Origin of the sequence: Micromonospora humi (genome assembly GCF_900090105.1) — a bacterium.
Classification (GTDB): domain Bacteria; phylum Actinomycetota; class Actinomycetes; order Mycobacteriales; family Micromonosporaceae; genus Micromonospora; species Micromonospora humi.
The window spans coordinates 38,170-57,578 of the sequence record NZ_FMDM01000025.1; the positions used below are offsets into that span (position 1 = coordinate 38,170).

Annotated in this window: 8 protein-coding genes and 1 pseudogene; 2 read left to right on the forward strand and 7 right to left on the reverse strand. The window is 63.5% G+C overall.

Annotated elements, in window-relative coordinates; translation table 11 throughout:
* Positions 1 to 4 precede the first annotated feature (4 nt).
* Both GA0070213_RS30150 and GA0070213_RS30160 read left to right on the forward strand, forming a co-directional pair.
* Positions 5 to 5,443 (forward strand): DEAD/DEAH box helicase, encoded by a 5,439-nt coding sequence (locus tag GA0070213_RS30150; protein WP_091072309.1) that lies wholly within the window; start codon positions 5 to 7, stop codon positions 5,441 to 5,443.
* Positions 5,444 to 5,950: 507 nt separating this feature from the next.
* Complete coding sequence (locus GA0070213_RS30160) at positions 5,951 to 7,930, forward strand: BbrUII/HgiDII family restriction enzyme (protein ID WP_175441561.1); 1,980 nt, start codon at positions 5,951 to 5,953, stop codon at positions 7,928 to 7,930.
* 255 nt (positions 7,931 to 8,185) lie between these two features.
* Here GA0070213_RS30160 and GA0070213_RS32845 read toward each other — a convergent pair whose 3' ends face one another.
* The 7 genes and pseudogenes from GA0070213_RS32845 to GA0070213_RS30195 form a co-directional block, all read right to left on the reverse strand.
* The gene (locus GA0070213_RS32845; protein ID WP_425412879.1) at positions 8,186 to 8,809 is read right to left on the reverse strand and encodes a very short patch repair endonuclease; all 624 of its coding nucleotides are present in this window, start codon (positions 8,807 to 8,809) and stop codon (positions 8,186 to 8,188) included.
* A 267-nt stretch (positions 8,810 to 9,076) separates the two neighbouring features.
* Positions 9,077 to 10,222: a DNA cytosine methyltransferase gene (locus tag GA0070213_RS30170; protein WP_245716622.1), complete on the reverse strand. Its 1,146-nt coding sequence runs from the start codon at positions 10,220 to 10,222 to the stop codon at positions 9,077 to 9,079.
* A 274-nt stretch (positions 10,223 to 10,496) separates the two neighbouring features.
* Positions 10,497 to 13,433 carry a Z1 domain-containing protein gene (locus GA0070213_RS30175; RefSeq protein WP_217628678.1) on the reverse strand — a complete coding sequence of 979 codons (2,937 nt, stop codon included), beginning with the start codon at positions 13,431 to 13,433 and terminating at the stop codon, positions 10,497 to 10,499.
* On the reverse strand, positions 13,430 to 14,476 hold the full coding sequence (locus GA0070213_RS30180) for a PD-(D/E)XK motif protein (RefSeq protein WP_139128754.1): 1,047 nt from the start codon (positions 14,474 to 14,476) through the stop codon (positions 13,430 to 13,432). Before GA0070213_RS30180 ends, GA0070213_RS30175 begins: the two co-directional genes overlap by 4 nt.
* Positions 14,416 to 15,990 (reverse strand): ATP-binding protein, encoded by a 1,575-nt coding sequence (locus tag GA0070213_RS30185; RefSeq protein ID WP_245716623.1) that lies wholly within the window; start codon positions 15,988 to 15,990, stop codon positions 14,416 to 14,418. Before GA0070213_RS30185 ends, GA0070213_RS30180 begins: the two co-directional genes overlap by 61 nt.
* Positions 15,991 to 16,338: 348 nt before the next feature.
* Positions 16,339 to 17,531: pseudogene (locus tag GA0070213_RS30190) on the reverse strand (IS3 family transposase).
* 48 nt (positions 17,532 to 17,579) lie between these two features.
* Entirely contained in the window at positions 17,580 to 18,836 is a 1,257-nt protein-coding gene (locus GA0070213_RS30195) for a helix-turn-helix transcriptional regulator (protein ID WP_175441563.1), read from the reverse strand.
* Positions 18,837 to 19,409: the final 573 nt, after the last annotated feature.

Genomic DNA, 19,409 nt, shown 5'->3' on the forward strand with positions numbered 1-19,409 from the left:
CCACATGACCGAGCGCATCTCAACCGTCGACAACGCCGCCTCATCCACGTTCCCGGTGCCCACACAGGTCTACGCTGAGCTCCGCGACGCGTACCTGCGGTACTTCGACACAGCATTCTGGTTGCGGGACGAGCCGCTTCGGCGGGAGCGACGGCAACTGCTGCAGGAGCCCGGCCTGATCTTCACCGACGTCCTGCTTGAGGCGGTTGTGCCATACGATGCGGACTACCCGCTGAGGGATGCGGCAGAGGCGGCGGGCCTCGACGCCGCGGCGGCCCGCATTGTCGGCGAGGCCTTGTTTGGCGACTTCGTCGCCCCTGGCGAAGAGATCTTTCTGCGGCGCCACCAGGCAGAGGCGCTCATCCACTCGCTCAGGCCTGACGAAGGACGGCGGAACGTCGTCGTCACGTCCGGTACAGGTTCTGGCAAGACCGAATCTTTCCTGCTCCCCGTGCTCGCCCGACTCGTTCGTGAGGCACTCTCCTGGCGCAGTCAGCCTGCACCCAATCGCTGGTGGCAGGCACCGGACAACGCGCTGCAGTGGCGACCGCTGCGCGACCTGGAGAATCGACCCGCCGCCCTGCGGACCGTCGTCCTCTATCCGACGAACGCGCTCGTCGAGGACCAGATCGGGCGACTCCGCCGGGCCCTGCGCCGGATCGCCGCGACAGGACAGGCCCCACCGCTGTGGTTCGGTCGATACACGGGTGCTACTCCCGGATCCGGCAACCGGCCGGGTTCCGGCGACCGGTCGAAGGTCCGGGACGCCGCGGCCGAGATTAGGAGTACCGAACTGGACTACCAGGCGCTCGTGCGTGCCTATGAGGATGACACGGATCGCCGTGCAGTTGAGCAGATGCTGTCGCAGTTCTCCGACCCCACTATCGGCGAGATGGTCACAAGGTGGGACATGGTCGCCTCGCCACCCGACATCATGGTGACCAACTACTCAATGCTCAACGCAATGCTGATGCGGGACATCGAGCAGGAGCTCTTCCAGAAGACGGCGGACTGGCTTGCCTCCGACCGGCAGAACAACGTCTTCACCATTGTGATCGACGAGATGCACCTGTACCGGGGGACCCAGGGCAGCGAGGTTGCGATGGTCGTCCGCAATCTGCTCTCCCGCATCGGCCTCGACGCGGACTCGCCGCAACTGCGCTGCCTCGCCACCAGCGCATCGCTGAGCGACGACGACAAGGGCGGCGAATACCTGGAGCAATTCTTCGGGGCGCCGCGCTCGACCTTCCACGTCACCGCGGGCGTGCCGCGCCCTGTGCCCTCTCGCGAACCGCTGTCGCGCGCCGAGTTCGAGGAAATCGCACGAACCCTCCCCGAAGATCCGGGGGTCCGGTCTGCGGCCATGGCCGCCGTTGCGGACAAGCATCGCCTCTCGGAGGCGGTCGCTGCGGCCTGCCGCGAGAAGCCCGACCAGCCCTTGCGAGCCACACGAATTCCCGTCATCGAGGGGAGGCTGTTCGACGAGACCGTGGACGGCGGCAACGCCATGGCTGTCGTACTGTCGGCGATCGCCGAAGCGGGAGGCGGCCCCGCCAGCATCCCACTGCGCGCCCACATGTTCGTCCGCACGGCGAGCGGTCTCTGGGCCTGCGCGAACCCGAGTTGCGACCAGGTCTCACCCGAGCACGTATACGCCGGACGCATGATCGGCAAACTCTTCAGCCGCCCCGCCACCACCTGCCTTTGCGGCGGTCGGGTTCTGGAGGTGCTGTACTGCTTTGACTGCGGCGAGGTCAGCCTCGGCGGCTACATCATCGAGCGGCACATGGCCAGCAACCCGCCGGAGCTGGTCATCGGCTCAAATCCCGTTGAAATCCCGTCGCCGCAGACCCGTCCCGTCAACATGCGACCCCTCAGCCAGTACGTTTGGTATTGGCCTGGGCAATCGGCACCTGGCACCTGGCAGCACAAGACGCCGCAGGGCCGGAGCGCGACCTTCACCTTCCGGCCGGTGGAACTGGATCCCACATCCGGCCGCATCACCGAGACGATGACGAACGCGACCGGGTTTACCCTGGCGGTTTCCGGCCTCGGTGCCAGCACGACGGCGAAACCGCCCGCGCTTCCAGAGCGCTGTCCGCGGTGCGATGCCAAGAACTACAACGGGGACCTGCGGCGGTTCTGGCGCGGCATTGTCCGGTCACCGATCCGAGGTCACCGATCCGGTCAGTCGCAGGCCATCCAGTTGTACCTCTCCCAGTTGTTCAGGAGCATGGGTTCCACCGCGGGGGAGTCCCGCACCATCCTTTTCACCGACAGCCGCGACGATGCTGCTCGCACTGCCTCAGCCGTGGCCAGGAACCACCACAGGGACCTAGTGCGTCAGCTCATCCGGCACGAGCTAGAGCAGCGCCAGGCAGATCCGGTCGACATAGTGCTGAAGTCGGTAAAGGCACCGCTGGCCCCGGATGAGCTCCCTGCCCTGATGACGTTTCAGCAGCAGCATCCGGACGTCTACGCAGCGGCGATGCGGGTCGCCGTCGGTGTGAAGTCCCCGAGTGACGACGCACTCATTTCCAAGTATCTGCAGGAGAACAACCCTGCGGCGCGGATCCCCTGGACGCAAGCAGCCATTCGGCTGGAAGCGAGCATGCTGGCACGCGGGATTCACCCGGCCGGACCGGCGCGATCGGTGCGGGAGTGGCAGGGCGAGCCGTGGTACCGGATCTTCGATCCTCCCGAGCCGGAGCTGTGGAGCCCGCTCGCCCCGCAGACACGCATGGCGGGCGTCCAGCTCTACCGGCAAATGCTGGCTACAGGCATGGCGGAGGCGGTGTTCGACCGTGCCCGCCGCGACCTGGAGTCCACCGGGCTGGTGACGGTAGAGCCACACGCTCCGCAGCTCTCCGACAGCGGCGTTGAACCCGAAACCAGCCTGCAGATTCTACGCTCGGTCATTCGGATCATGGGGATCCAAGGACGGTATGCGGGCGGCCAGTGGTTTAGCCCGAAGAGCGACATGCCACGACCGGCCCGGACGTATGTCCACGCCGTCGCGGACAAGTTGCGCGTCGACCGAAGCGGGCTCGAGGTCTGGGTAACCCGCGAAATCCGCGACCGCATCGCCCCGGACTGGGGGCTTCGCGTCAACAGCGCCGACGCGCCATTCGTGCTGGTCAAGGGCACCGACGCAGTATGGGTCTGCCCAAAATGTAACTACCGGCACCTGCATGCGTCCGCTGACGTGTGCGCCGCCCGTGGCTGCCACCATGTCGGACTGGAGCAGCAGCCCGCAGATCCGGTCGAGCAGGACTACTATGCCTGGCTCGCCGACCTGCCTCCGCGACGGATGGCCGTCGCGGAGCTGACCGGTCAGACCAAACCCCTGGCCTTGCAGCGTAAGCGGCAGCGCTGGTTCAAGGAGGCACTACTCAAGCCCCCGACCGAGAACCGCCTGACCACCCCGCTGGATGTTCTCAGCGTGACGACCACCATGGAGGTGGGCGTTGACATCGGCTCACTGCGCTCGACCATCATGGCGAACGTTCCGCCGCAACGATTCAACTATCAGCAACGCGTCGGTCGGGCCGGCCGGCAGGGACAGCCGTACTCATACGCCCTGACCGTCGCCCGCTCGCGCACCCACGACGACTACTACTTCAACGCCACCGAGCGAATGACCGGCGACACACCCCCCCAGCCATTCCTCGACCTGCGACGGACCCGAATCGCGCGCCGCGTGATCGCGGCCGAGCTGCTGCGCCGGGCCTTCGCCGCTAGCGAGCCGCCCCCGGAACGTACCCCGGACAGCATCCATGGAATCTTCGGCGCCCGCGACGACTGGCCGACCTACCGCCCGCAAGTGCAGGCGTGGCTGGCGGTGGCAGCGGATGTTCCGGCGGTTGTCGCCGCATTGACGGTCCGATCGGGCATCGACCCCGCCGAGGTCACCGAACTGAAGCATTGGGCTCGCGCCGATCTGGCCGGCGACATTGACGAAGCTGTCTCCAACCCCTTCTACCAACAAAAGGAGCTTAGCCAGATCCTGGCCAACGCCGGCGTGTTGCCGATGTTCGGCTTCCCGACTCGAGTGCGCTATCTCTACAAGAACCACCCCCGGGACAAGCGGCAGCTCGAGGCGGCGGTGGTCTCCGACCGATCGCTGGACATGGCAATCGCTAGCTTCGTCCCCGGCGCAGAGGTCGTCCGGGACGACGAAATCCACACCGCCGTGGGATTTGCCGCCTATGACGTCAAAGGCAATTCCGTCCTACCCGTGGACCCGCTCGGCAGGCCCATCATCGTCAGCAGGTGCGAGGACTGCGGCAGCACGTCACTGGCCGTGCCGGCGGGCACCTGCGCCGTCTGTGGCGGAACAGTGAACACCTTCGACATGTACCAGCCGCTCGGATTCCGCACCGACTACCGGCCGCGTGACTACGACGTCGACGGAGAGACGGTTGCTGTTGTGGGTGCGCCAGAGCTGGCGATCGCTTCGGAACCGATCCGCTCGTCGTCCGTCGGCGGGCTCCTCGTTGAGGTGTATGAGATGGCCGATATTCTCCGAATCAACGACAATCTCGGCCGGCTCTTCCCCATGGAGGATGCGGTCGACCGGAGCGTCGTGGTAGCCGACCAATCTCTCTACAGCAACGAAGTCTCCATACCTAAGAGTCGGGGACGGCGCGGCGAGGCCGCCATCGGCGATGTCCGCAAGACCGACGCCCTCGTCGTCACCCTCAACCGGCTGGCTCTGCCCGGTGGCATCATCCCCACCTCGCGCGAGGTCCAGCCTGCCGGGCTTCCGGCGCTGTGGTCGCTCGCCGAGGTGCTGCGCAGGGGCTTCCAAGCAGAGTTGGACGTGGACTCCAGTGAGCTAACCGTCGGTCTCAGCCCCGCCCGTGTAGGTGACGAGCAGACTCATCGGGTCTTCGTTGCAGACAGCCTAGAAAACGGCGCTGGCTACGCTTCGCTCCTTGGTCAACCCGAGTTCTTCACGCAGGTGCTCCACCGCGTGCTTGACGACCTTCGACAGCGGTGGCAGGCAAGCCGGCATGCCATGGAATGCACGATGTCGTGCCCCGACTGCCTCAGGTCCTTCGACAACCAACGAATTCATGGCGCGCTGGACTGGCGGCTCGCGCTCGACATGGCCGAGCTTGGCCTTGGCCGGGAGGTCAACTGGGGGCGTTGGCTTGATCGCGGTGACGTCCTGACCCGGGGTTTCATCAACTCCTTCGGCCAATATGGCATCGAGCGGCGACAGGTGAACGATCTCTGGGTGCTGTCGAGTCATGCCCGGCAGACGGCGGTGGTCCTCGTCCACCCGTTGTGGCGTACCGACTCGGCGCACTTCCGTCCCGAGCAGGTTGAGGCAGTGCGCCAGATGCAGGAAACGTTCCAGAGCGTGAAGACGGTGGACCTCTTCGAGCTAGACCGGACACCTGTGGCGGTGGCTGGACGGTTGCTGACTTCGACATGACGCGCGGAAAGCGCCCCACGTTCGACCTGGAGTCGTGCTCGACGCCCACCCGTCGACCAAGCCGGCTCACCTCAACGTCCCGGTCAAATCTCCCGGCGGCTGGGAGACCAATCGAAAGATGTCCTGCAGTCTTATCCATACAGGGGACAGAACCCATTCGTAATTGGCGATAGCGGAGGCTCGCGGTGGCATTGGTCGGCCAGTTCTTTCAGGACGATGCACGCGCAAAACGGCACCCGACGGTAGTTGAGTGTGGCTGGCAGATTGTCAGAGACGGCAATCAGTTGCTACTGCAGCTGAGCACCTACGGATCGGATCACCGTGCTGCTGGTAAGAAGGTCAGTCAAACTGTCCAGTTTGATCAAGATAGCGCGATCATACTCCTCGGACTCATAGAGAAAGCATTTCCGGAAATTCGGTCAAACTCAAAGTTGACGAATCTAGGCTAGCTGGAGCCTTACTTGGGAGGTCGTTCACATGTCTCACTCGGATGATCCGGTCTTTAGAATGACCGTCGACATGTCGGTGCTTGAAGCTCTGGGAATTAACCTCTACAGCAACGCCGCCGCGGTCCTGTCTGAGCTCGTGGCCAATGCATGGGATGCGGATGCCACGGAGGTCTCAATCGACTGGCAGTATGGAAATCAACTTGTGGTAATCGCCGACAACGGGCGAGGCATGACGGTCAGCGACTTCAACAATAGGTTCCTCCGAGTGGGATATAAAAAGCGTTCGGCAGAAGGAACACGTTCTCCCAAGTGGAATCGAATGTTTATGGGGCGCAAGGGAATCGGTAAGCTGTCAGTCTTCTCGATTGCCGATACCGTGCGGGTTTTCTCCGTGACGTCCGAATCTGTGAGCGGGCTGAAAATCAGCGTAGACGAGCTTCGTCGGGCAATCTCACAAGATCGCCCCTATAATCCGCCTAGCGTTGAAGTGCCGGCGCGATATCGCCGCCCTGGCACAGTGATCGAACTCAGCGACTTGAAAAGTAAGCGTGCTGATCTTACCGCTTCTGCCCTCAGAAAGCGACTTGCGCGAAGGTTTGATGTAATCAGCCAATTGCCTTCTGATGAAGGCGGCTTTCGGATTGTCGTTAACGGCACGCCCATCACATACGCTGACCGGGCAGAGCTCAAGAAGCTTGAATTTATTTGGGAATTCGGCGATGACGTCTTGCCTCAGTCAGTGCTTCCCGCCGATATCGGTCGTTTTACTTTCAAGACCGACCTAGTGAGTGCGACAGAGGGCTGGCGGGTGAAGGGATGGATTGGCACGGCGAAACGGCCCAGCGACCTGACTGATGACGCCGAGGCTGGCTCGCTAAAGAATATTATTGTCTTAGCCAGAAAGCGACCAATTCAAGAAGGCATTATCGAAAAGCTTGATACTAGCCGGCTGTTCGGCAATTATGTAACTGGACAGATCGAGGCAGACTTTCTGGACCTTGATGGCGATTATGAGGATATCGCTACAAGCGATCGGCAGCGGCTAATCGAAGACGATCCCCGAGTTGTCCAACTGCAACAGTTTCTGCGAGCGAGATTCCTCGAAGCTTCGCAAGAGTGGTCTGAAGCCCGGCCTAAGAAGGAGGGCGAAGACGCCCTGGTCCGGTTTCCGAAGTTAAGAGGATGGATCGATTCCCGTCCTGGTTGGCAAAAGGCTCCAGCCGAGAAGATGATTGGAACGATCGCGAGCCTAGAGTTCGAAGGGAAATCGGCTGCCAAGGATAGGAACACCCTCTTCCGCTCAGGCATCTTAGCCTTCGAGCGAGTAGGTCTTCGTGAGGTAATCGAAGACCTGGATAACCTAAGCTCGATGACGGCGGTCGACTTGCTGCCAGTGTTGGCGCGCCAAGATTCATATGAAGCAGCCCTCTGGGTTGACATCCTCAGGTCTCGCCTTGAAGCCATCTCAAAGTTCAAAGAAATTACTTCGGACGACGAAAAGGAGAAGGTCCTTCAACAGCACCTCTTCAATCATCTATGGATGCTCGACGCGTCTTGGGAGCGGGCGACCACAAGCCCCAGGATGGAACAGGACCTTCGCGAAGTTGAACCAGGCCTGTTTGCAGTCGACGCGAGCGGGAACCAGATTACTGGTCGAATAGACATCAGGTATGCAACGACCGGCGGTAAGCATGTCATCGTAGAGCTGAAACGGTATTCGGTGAAGACCGAAATCGAGGACCTGCGGAGGCAGGGATCAAAGTATGCGAGAGCGCTTAGGAACCTTCTCGCGCGCCGAGGCGAAAATAGCATGCACATCGAAGTCGTCTTTGTCCTCGGTCATGAGCCGAAGGCTAAGGATCCTGGATTGTTCGAAGAAGAAGACTTCATCCTCAGCCAGCTTGCCTCGATCAACGGACGCGTCGTGCTCTATGATCAGTTGATCAACAATGCCAAGAATCAGTACGCTGATTACTTGGATGCAAGCGATAAGGCGAGAGAGCTTGACGAGGTACTGAATACTCTAGACGTGGAATAAGCTCAACTGTTTTTACCCGGCTGAAACCCGTACGGTAATAGCGATCGACGCTAGCCGCATCCAACCCGTAGTTGAATGCGGCTGGCAGGTCGTCAGGGATGGCATAAGGCCGTGTTGCCGTTGAGCACTTGCGGGCCCGATCAGCGGGCCGCTGGAAAGAGGAACAGTAAGACTTCGCTTCGATCGGGGCGGGCTGCTTGCGCTCATTCAGGTCGCGCGATGCAGTCCTTTTCGGCCAACACATCAGTAGGACCGTCAGCCACGTAATGTCGGTGCCCGGCCCTCGCGCCAAGCCGCCTCGACAAGGCCGACCGCGTCGTCAATGTTCTCGTGCTCCCATAGGCGAAGGACGCGCCAGCCGTCCTCTTCGAGGGAGGCGGTAACGGCAATGTCCCGATCGACGTTCCGCTGGAGCTTGACAGCCCAGTATCCGGTCGGATCGCTGGGAGCCCTGCCGTGTTCCGGACAGCGGTGCCAGAAGCAGCCATCGACGAAGACGACGAGCTTGCGCTTGGGATAGACAAGATCCGGACGCACTCGCCTTCCGCCAGTCATGATGGGCAGCGCCACCCGGTAGCGGTGGCCCCGAGCGTGAAGAGCCTTGCGAAGCCGGAGCTCGGGTCCGGTGTCGCGGTGGCGGTTCGAGCGCATTGACGCGGTAGCCGCGGATGGGGGCGGCGAGGGCGGAAGCGCTAGATCCGATGACACGGCTCCTCCTGCTCGTATCCGTCGCTCCCGTAGACGCTGTTTCGTCTGACGGCTTTTGACGTTGTGCGCTTGGCGGCAGTCCTCACATCGACATCCGACGTCGTATCGATAGGAGGTTCCATGCGCGGAGTTGGTCCCGGCAAGCGCCTTTGTCCTCCGCACCTTCTGCATATAGCGGCTGTGGCTCTGCCGGTGAGCCTCCCGGCACAGCGCGCACCGGCACCTGAGGTTGCCGTAGCCGTTCGACGTCCCGTGACGTGGGTCCTCTGGAGCAAGCTCCACGCGAGCTCGTGGCACGCACCGATCGTACGGCACCCACGGGCGTTAGACCTGACTGTCCTGGATTGCTGCGCCTCGTGGTCAGGCCGCTCAACGCCGAGCTCATGGATATGCTGCTCCGCGACCCCAGAAGTCGTTTAGACCGGTGGCCGAAGCGCATTACGCGGCCTGCAGACCATTCTGAGGACGAAGTACTGGGAGCAGGTAGTGCTGGCCGATCCAGCTGATGACGTCAACGACTACTGCATCCCCGAAGCCGAACAGCGCCTGGTTCGGCGTCCCAGCGGTGATCGTGTAGGAGCCGGCCCCCATCATTCGCGCGTACTCTAGGGGAGTCATCCAGCGAGCCCGCATCTCTCCATTGCCCAGCTCGACCAGGGCCTGCTTGCTCGACCCCCCCCCAGTGGTGCGAAGACAGCCTCCGATGGCGTCTCGCCGGAGCTCCCACATGGAGTCGCCGTTCCGCCTCCTTCGGTAAGCGGTGCGCCAAGAGATTTCTTCTGAGTCACGCAGAGCTTCCATTCGAGCCGTCTGCAGCGGGCTCATGGATTCGACAAACGCGGCGAGTCGATTATGCCCCCACCATCGCGGATCCCTGCCGTTCATCTTTTCGACGACATTGGAAAGGTCTTGCGGCCCTTCAGGAAGCTGAGGAAGCGGCAAATAATGCATGTGGAGGTGCTGGTGCAGGGCGTGCACGCGCTGCACCCACCTGGGCCGAACATCTGAGAGGGGCGGGATTCCGCTCTTCGCCCCTGGAGCGGCATCGCCGGCGATACCGACTATGAACATGCGCCGTCGTGACTGCGGCACGAAGTGCCGCGCATCGACGGCGATGACGTCGCAGGAGTAACCAAGCTCGGACATCTGCATAAGGGCGGCAGAAAGATCTTTGCCGCCATGACTGGTTGCGAAGCCAGGAACGTTCTCAAGGAGAACGACGCGAGGCCGTTGCTCATGCATCTCTTCGAGGACCCGGGCAAACTGCCAGAACATCCCCGACTGCGAGCCGACGAGGCCACGGCGGTTGCCTGCAAGCGAAAGGTCAACGCATGGGAAGCTGCTAGTCGCTAGCTCGATATCTGACGGGAGATCTTTAGCGGTCACATCGCGAATGTCGTCTAGCTGAAAGTGGCTGGCGTCGTGGTTGGCGGCGTAGATATCCCGCTTGGCCTTCTTGATGTCGTTGGCCCACACGACGTCGACGCCAAGGGGCTCCAGAGCCTCCCGGACCAGTCCAATGCCGGCGAAGAACTCCACAGCCCGGATGCCTGTCTGCGCTGCTTCCACCGGCTGGTCAATCACGGCAGCCACCCTACAGGCGCCGTAGGCTCACCCATCGCTGGCACGCCTACCAACTCCGTAACGGCACCGCTTGACCCGCGGATCGCTACCGTCCGTTAGCCCGGATAGGCGGGCCTAAGGCCCGCCTCCTGGCCTCCGGGCAGCAAGACTGCCTCAGGCCGAGTGCCGGCTGGCGGCCACTCGCGCTGGGACGAGGCTGGGCGTGGGATCGCTGGCTACGACGCACGTGTGAAGAAGGATGGAGTCGCCCAAGCTGAACACCGCGCTAGGGGTCTCAGGCTCCCGTCTTGTCCACGATCGCGTCCCCACGTCGCGAGGTCACCTTTGCGGTGAACAGCACGAGGCGGTTGTCACGTCCTACGGCGGTCAGTGGGGCAACGAGGCGGAAAGCCATCGTTACTTGTCCTGGCTTCAACTCTTCGTTGGCCTCGCCAGGCACGGAGTTGCTAGCCCCTTGGCTCCGGTCGACGGTTGGGTAAACCAGGATGGAGCCAGAGCGTGCCTCCACAAGTCGCCGCGCAGGCTCCTCGCCGATGTCAGCACGTCCCCTCTTGATGAGCTCCGCGGGGCCACGGTGTTCAACCTTGCTGATCCCGCCGTAATAATCTGTCTTCTGCCTAGTTCGCGCGAAGACGCTGATCGACTCATGTCCTAGGACTCGTCGATTCGTGCCTTGTCCTACCTGTTGCGGAAAGATCACCACCCAGCTGTCAATTTGGTCTGTGGTGAGTGAGGCCAGCCACCGCAGGTCGGGCGCCAAGGCGTCGTCCGGCACCAGCCGAATGGATTGCAGGACGCTGAGCAGCACGGGGTGGCTGACTCGGCCGATCCAGGCGTTGTAATCCCACTCGGCGGATGCGGCGGAACCGTCCGGAGTGATCGACATGTGGCCGTGAAGGCGGGTCTGTGTCGTTGCTGCATCTAGTAACGGCTGGAAGGCCTTCGTGTTGGCCTCGATGACGCCTGGGTCGGAGGGCCACCTGCGGGGCTCGACGGCTATCCCTGGCGAACGACGTTCGGCGAGTTCCGCGTTGTACATCTTGTTGGTCGCCGTGGGCCTGAGCCACTTGAGGTGCTGCGCGACGAGCGGTGGTACCTGGGCGGGGGTGAGCTGCGGCTTGCCGTCGACGGGTGTGGCGTAGCGACGCAGCTCGGTTCGAAAGTGGTCCTCGTCTCGACAGCTCGCCTCGAACGCCATGTGGAGGGACGGCGTGATGTACAGGCGGACGAGGTCGCGGTAGTGCGGCCGGAATCCGAACCAACGGCCCATCTGCATGAGGGTGTCTTGCTGTTTCGTGGCTCGCCGGTAATACGAGACGGTAAGGCCTTCGATCGTGAAGCCCCGAGCCAGGCTGTTCCCGCCGACCAGAATTCGCCATACCGGGCGCTGGTCGAAGTCGATTTCCTCGTTTTCCAAGCTTTTGTCGCTGTTAACCACGATGACGGGGTCCCCGCTCCGCCCGATCTGGCGTACGGCTCGGGCAACGTATGGCGTGAGCTCCTCGTACGAGCTGGGCATGCCGTCCTCGGGTGCCAGAGCTTGGCTGACTGGAAGTATGTCCTCCTCGTAGAGCTTGCGTAACCGGTCGCCACTTGCCGGCGCGAAGTAGCCCGCCTTGGCCCAAAGCGAGCGCACTTCCGCGGCCTTCTCGCTGTGGACGGCGCGCTGCATCGCGTGGTGGACCAGCATGGTGTGGTGCCGGAAGTGAGCTACGCCCCGTTCTTGGCGAAACAACTTCACGGCACCGGTAAGCACGAATGCATCGAGGGCTTCACGAAGCTCGGAGTCGTTGTCTGCATCGTCGAGCAGGGGACGTACATGGGCCTTCTCGTTGGACGTGGCGAATGTCGCGGAGGCCTCCTCGAAGTCAACATCGAGGTCTTGAAACTCAGCGGCGCCCATGTATCCGACCGGCCGGTCAAGAGAGATAAGGAAGTTGCTTGGAAAGATGTCCTCTGCGTCGCTTGGGTCGATGAAGACGTTGGCAAACGGGGTGGCTGTGTAGCCAACGTACTGACATCTCGGTAGCGAGGCCAACAATTCACCGATGCGTTTATTGATGGTTGTGCGCTCCTTCTGATCCTCGTGCCATTTTTTCGGATTGCTGGTATTGGGGGAGGCCTGGTCGGACTCGTCGTCGATGATAAGCGCAGGAATATCGGCGAGGCGCGTCGTGATCTTCCCGAGATCCTTCACGAGCTTCGCCAGCACCGTGCCGTTCTTCTTGACGACGACCAGTCGGGCGTCGCTTCCAGCGAGGTTGATGGGGTCGTACAATGGCCTCGTCCTATCGCGGCGCTCAAAGTCCAGAGCGCTGATGCCCTGTTGCAGGCTGCGGTAGTCGAAGTCTCGGGTGGTGAGGCGAACGATGTCAGGTTGCCCAGCGTCGGAGGGGCGGATTCCATGTCTGACGAACTTGTTGTCGAGCCAGTCACGGTCGGAGTGATAGTCGAAGGCCTCGACGTCGTGCTCGCTGATACCCCGCAGGAGATTCTCGCGGCCGACGAGTTCCATGTCGAGACGTCGTTGTGTTTGGGTGCGCAGCAGGTCGGTGCTGCCGGTGAGGACGACGATGAGCCGGTAACCGGCGTCGATCGCCTTGGCGATGACTCCTGTGAAGTTGGCGGTCTTCCCGCTTTGGACGTAGCCGACGACGAGACCCTTGGCCTGATGCCGTTCGATCCGAGACGGGTCAGCCAGCCTCTCGACCACCTTGGTGGTGGCTGCGTCGAGCCCCACCACGGCGTCGCCGCTGAAGCCTCGGGTGTGCAGGAGATGGTGGGCATAGTGGCCCCAGTAGAAGTCGCGATTCCGGCGAATGCTTTCGCTGTACCAGGGTGTCCAGTCACCGTCGATGACCGTGATCTCAGTGGTCGCGACCGGGAATCGGTCGAGCAACAACGCCGCCGCCTTCTCACCCATGCCCAGTAGCGAGGTGATGCGTGTACGCCTTGCGCGTGTGTTGGGCTCAGTGTTACCGGTCCAGGCGGCGTTTTCATCGGCGTCCCACGTGGCAAGGCGTACGGCGAGGTCCCTGCGGAGGGCATCGTCGGGATCGGCCGTGGTGAGGTACGCGCTCAGGCTGTCGTCGTCGGCGACCATTGAGGGGTCATCCGCCATGGACGCTGCCAGGGTGTGAAGCCCGCGAGGGCCTCGTAGCTCCATCGCGTTCAGCGCTTCCCGGTAGCTGGTGGCGAACGACTCGTTCACGTGGTCCCCTCAGTGGCGATGATATCGGCGACGGCCTCGGGCACTGGGGCTCCCGTCGCTTGGTGGGTCAAGTCGATGCGGTATCTGACGTCGGTCAGGCTGCTGTGATCGAGTGCCGCGTTGGTGAGTTGGTTTTCGGTTAGCCTCGGGAAGTCGCCGGCGACAATGTATGCGCTCGAGGCCACCCGTCGCCGCCATCGCGTCACGCACAGCTCGCCGAATGTGTCGGCCCAACCCGCCGCGGCGAGGCGCCGGTCGAGATCGTCCCGCACCGTGGACCCGATCACCGCTTCGCGGACGGCCCCAACTAGATCGCCCAGTCGCCAACCCTGGCCGGGCCCGGCCTCGGTGAGCTGATGAGAGACTAGCCAGAGCGGTGTCGGTGCCGTGGGCTGCAGTTGCGTCAGGGAGTCGATCCAGTGGGCGCGCCGCTCGGACGAGGTGGTCTTGACTTCGACGTCGAAATGGCCGATGGCGAAGTCATGCTCCTCACGGTGAGGGCCCCGCCAACCTGCAACCGCGCGCTCAGGCCCGAACCGCCGGCACGCTCCTAGAAGGACTAACAGTTCACCGCACAGCCCCAGTTCACGCTCTTGGGCCAACGAACGACTGCGTTCAAGTAGCCGCGAGAGCAGCCGTACCGTGTCAGTGACCGCGGTGGCAAAGCCCTGGCCGTCCAGCTGCGTCCGATCTGCGATGGAGCAGAGAATGGGGTAGGCGTCAACGAAGAGCGACGGCTCCGTGATCCTGACTTGTAATTGTGTTCGGTCGCCCGGCCACCGCCGGACATCGATGTGCTCGAGCCGAACGTGCGGGGATGCCTCATCAGCGAGCAGGGGTCCGCGAAGGCTAATCGAGGGATGGTTAGGATCAATAGCTAGCGTCAATGTGGGCTCACCATCGACCGGATGCTCCATCGCAACCCCAGTCGCCAGGTACTGGCGAAAACCAGAAACGCTCAGATGGCGGCGCCTTTCTAGGGTCATGAACGCGCCCGACGTGCGTCCTGAGATCGCGCGGCGGTGGTCAGGATCTCCTGCCACATGGCCAGGTTGTCCTTGTCCTTGGGGCCGAGGTACTCGCCTTGAAAAGTGTCCTCCACTAGCAGGTAGAGCATTGCCTTGACAAGTGGCGCATCATTCAGACCTCCTCGTCCTCCGCCGACTATGGCTGGCCTATATCGGTCATTGAGCCACAACGTTCGCTGCTCCCGATCGACGGCGAACAGGTCAAGGCCATCGAACCGCCGCCAACGTATGTCGATTGGTTCCTCTCCGGCTACGAACGGAACCTCGTCGCCAATGGCGCGCTTGACGAGCGGATCGAGGCCCTTGCCCGGGGGTAACATCTTGCGTCGATCCCGGCTACGCTCGCGGGATCGCTTATAGGCGTTCTCGGCGTCACGTAGGTAATCCGGCATGCGCATGTCTGCGGCATCTCGAGCCGACTCGGCGAGGTAAGCGAAGTCCGGCCCGACGGTGACACGAGACTTCTCCGGGTTCATCGAGAAGACGCCCATAACATCGTCGCTGATGTCGATCGCGACCCGCGCGAGCTGCAGCCGTGGGTCTGGCACCGCCAACCCATCCCACCCGCCGGCGTGCAACAGTCGGTTCGAACGGTAGAAGTATAGGCCCTGGCGCTCCACAGGCCCGCCAGGGAGTCGGAAATTGGGTAACTTGGAACGGCCCGGCCAGATGTGACACTCGAAGGCGAGCTGATGCCCGTCATGTTCGCCAACCAGCGTTCGAGGATAGTCCGTATGACCTGATCGGTGGTAACCGAAGGGATCGAGTGCTTCCGCCTCGAATTGCGCCCCGACGATTGACCGATCCACGTCTTCTACATCGACAGCGATTCGCAGGGAACCTGAGGCGAGGAACCGGTGAAGGACCAGTCCAAGGTGGTCCAAAATCTTCGTAATCGTAGCATTCAAAAACGCTTGCACGCGGTCGTGATCATTGGTCACCGTGAAGCCGGTGATGTCGTCCCATCGGACTACCGTGCGACCACCAGCCCCGTCCGTCTTGAAGCCCCACTCCCGCTCCAGTTCCTCCGCTACAAAATCCTGCGGAATGATACTGCATCGAAAGTCGGAAAGGCTGCCGAGATGCCAACGGCGCCCGTTGATATCACCTTGCGCCGAACGGCTAAGTACCGTCAGGCTTCGAGCTTGGCTGAACGATGCCGCCTTCATTCCCAGGCCGAACTTGCCGAGGCTGCCCACCGCGTACTCGCGTCGCCCGCCAACGGTCATCGCCGAATCGATGCGGTCCGCGGCGATCCCCTGACCGTTGTCCGCCACGTAGAGCGAGCGCAGACGACCGTTGCTTTGAACGAATCTGATGACGACTTCACTAGCTAGCGCATCGATAGCGTTGTCCACGAGGTCTGCAAGAGCCGTCTCCACTCGGTGGTTACGTCCGAGGCCCTCAAGGGCATGAGGGTCTGGAGGGAGCTGCAACGAGCCGCTCGTTGGGATCTCTTCTCGCCACGTCGACAATTCAGACCCCATCCGGCCGGCGCTTAACGCGTACAGGCTGATCGCAGTTTCCAAGGGGGCTATGCTACCCAACCCACACATGGCACGCACCCACCCGTGTGGGCGGTCGCGTCCGTCCGTGCCGGCTTACGTCGATGGTTACTTCACTCTTCGCGCGACGTCGAACGGCACTGCTCTCGATGTTCAGCACGGACCAGCACCTGCGCCGGGTCTGGTGAGACGCCCGGCTTGATGGCGGCCGGCGGTGCCGATTCCGCGACGGGCCCTCCGGATCGTGTGGGACCAAGGGGGAGGCTGACCCGGTACCGTCCGGGGGATGCTCGACGCCGAAGGTCTGCTGGCCGACTTCACGCCTCGCCAGCCGTATACGGGCCTGCTGCACCGGCAGGTGACAGGTGTAGCTCACGCGGCCTGACTGGACGGTGGGTGCATGATGATCTCGAACTCAACAGGGGTCAAACGGGACAGCGAGCGCTGGCGGCGGTGGTAGGTCCGTTCGATCCAGGTCACGATCGCGATCCGGAGTTGCTGGCGGGTGGCCCGGGATCGCCGGTTGCGGACGTTGTTCTGCAAGAGGCCGAAGAAGGATTCTATGGCGGCGTTGTCGCCAGCTGCACCGGCGCGACCCATCGATCCGGTTCTGGTGACCGTGGAGGGCGCGGACGATACTCCTGGACCGGAATTGGGATCCGCGGTCGGTGTGCAGGACACAACCAGCCAGGTCACCGCGTCTGGCGGCGGCGTTCTCCAGCGCGGCGACGGCCAGGCGGGACTTCATCTGCGAGTCGATGGAGTAGCCGACGATCCGGTGGGACCAGACGTCCTTGATCGCGCACAGGTAGAGCTTGCCCTCGGCGGTGTGGTGCTCGGTGATGTCGGCCAGCCACAGCCGGTTCGGGCATCGGCGGTGAAGTCCCGCTGGACCAAGTCGTCGTGCACCGGCGGGCCTACCTTGCCGCCCTTACCGCGACGCTTGCGCTTGCCGAACGCACTCCACCAGCCGTTACCGGAGCAGATCCGCCACGCAGTACGGTCGGCCATCGGCTGCCCCGCATCGCGAGCCTCGTAAACCAGGAACCGGCAGCCGAACTCCGGATCATCACGATGGGCGTCGAACAACGCGTTGGCCCGACACGCCGCCACTTGCTCGGCGCTGGTGACAGGTCGGCCAGCCACGGTAGTAAGGCTGGCGAGCGATCTTCAACACCCGGCACGTCAGCGCCACGGGGATCCCGTCGGCGGCCAGCTGGCTCACGAGCGGGTAGAGCCTTTCCCGACAGATGCGCCTGCGACAAGTAGGCGGCTGCCCGGCGCAGGACCTCGTTCTCCTGCTCCAATAATCTGATCCGCTTGCGCGCCTCCCGCAGCTCGGCCGATTCACTGCCGGCCGTCGCAGGGGTGGCGCCGGCGTCGACGTCGGCCTGGCGCAGCCACTTGAACAACGTCATCGGGTGAACCCCGAAGTCCTTGGCGATCTGCTCGACAGTCACTCCCGCCTCGCGGTCACGAGCGACACGCACGACGTCATCGCGGAACTCTCGGAGTAAGGCTTGGGCACGGCGACATCCTTCCAGCCCACCCGCAGGGCAAGCCATCTCAGATGTCGCCTATCGGTGCAGCAGACCCAACGGTCTCCAGCGCTTTCAAGCAAGCAAGCCTGCTCGCTCTGCCAGCGGGCGCAGCCCGGGCGTTGCCGCTCGCCTTTCCCTGGTCATGAGGTCGAGCAGGACTGCCCGCGCTTGCACGTTGGCATACACCGCCTCTGCGGCTACCCGCTCGGCTTCGAGGAGATGCAGCACGGCGGTGGGCCTGTCCGTGGTCGACATGAACGCCGCTGCCGCCAGGTCGATGTGCACCTGAGCGCGTCGTCCCACAATGACGGCTGGCAGCCGTGACGTGTCGAGGCGCGAGCCGATTTCGAGGGCCTGGTCGGCTCTACGTGAGTGGACGGCGGCGGATACCGAATGGATGGCGACGTTCGTCGGGCCGAAGGCGGTCCAGAGCCGGTTCTGTTCCGTGCCGAGGTCTGCGGCCAGTTGCTCCGCCTGCGACAGGTGCTGAGCGGACTCCTTGGCGTTGCCCTGTCCGGCGGCCATGACGGCGGCGAGGAGGAGCAGTGCCCCGTGGGCGGAGAGCAGGTCGGGGTCGGCTGCCGAACCACTCGCGGCGAGGTGGTCAATGGTGCTGCGGGTCATGTCCGCGGCCTCGGCGGCTCGACCGGGCATCCGCAGGAGGCCGCAGGCGGCCTGGTACGCCGCGATCGCCATGAGAGCCTTGTCGTCGCTGAGTCTGGCGGCGGTCGCTGCCCGGTCGGCGCTGAGCAGGGCGGTCTCTCCATCGCCGACCTTGGCGGCAAGTTTGGCCGCTGCGAGGTAGGCGGCGGCGAGAAGCCGTAAGGCGTCTCTGCGGTCGGGCCCTGCCGGGTGATCGGACAGCTCGGTTGCCTGACGCAGCACGTCCGGTAGCAGGCGTGCAGCGGATGTATAGCTCGCTCGCTGGTAGAGGTCATGGACGCGTCTGACGGACCGTCGAACCTGGGCCGGGGTCTGAGTTGGCCGGGCTGGCGGCGTGAGGTAGTCGGTCAGGAAGCTCCGCAAGTCGCCCAGAAGCTCCGGCCGGGCAGCGGCGGCGCTGCTGGCGTCGTGGTCCTGATCCCTGTTTGCCATGGCTTGTCCTCGGCGCTTGGCCACTGACACGTCGGCGAGCATGTCGTCGACGTGTTCGAGCGTAACGCCTAACGCGAAGGCGATCCGGGTTCGGTGCCAGGGGTGCGGATCCGTCTCGGCGTTCTCCCACCGCACCACCGTGGACCGCTCTACGCCCAGGAGGTCGGCGAGGCGTTCCTGGCTGTACCCGAGAGCCTTCCGCCGTTGACAGAGCCGCTGCCGCTTCAGGGCCACGCTCGGGCCTCCCTCCGTTCCGTCGTCAATGTAGTCACAGTGCGTGGACGTCGTGGGGGAGTGGATGCCTCATTTCTGCGTCATACGGGCTCCCCCGACGCTGTAGTTCCTCGTTCCCGCTCATCGGAGGCTGGTCGCATGGCCCGGGGCGGGTGCTGGGCTCCGGCGGTGCCGCGTCCCCGATCGCGGCTGCCCGCCGACCCCGCCCGCCCCGGCGCCACCCCACGACACTCACACCCGGGAGGCGCCCACCGATGTCCGCCGTACTCGCCGACTTCCCCGTCCACACTCCGGCCACCCACGGGAATCCGCTGACCGAGCACGCGCCGCCGTGTCGCGGCGAGCGCACCCCTCACCGGCCCCGGTGGGGTGACGCAGCCGGCTCCGGTGCGGGCGGGGCGCGGTGACCGGGGAGGCGGACCGGTTCTGGGCGGCGGTCGAGGATCGCTGCCCGAGGTTGCTGCCGGAACGGGACGCGCCGCTGCTGCACGCCTCGCTGCTGCGGCTGCTCGAAGGCGGCGACGACCGCGCCGGGCGGCTGGCGTTGCTGCGGGCGCTCGGGTGCGCGTACCG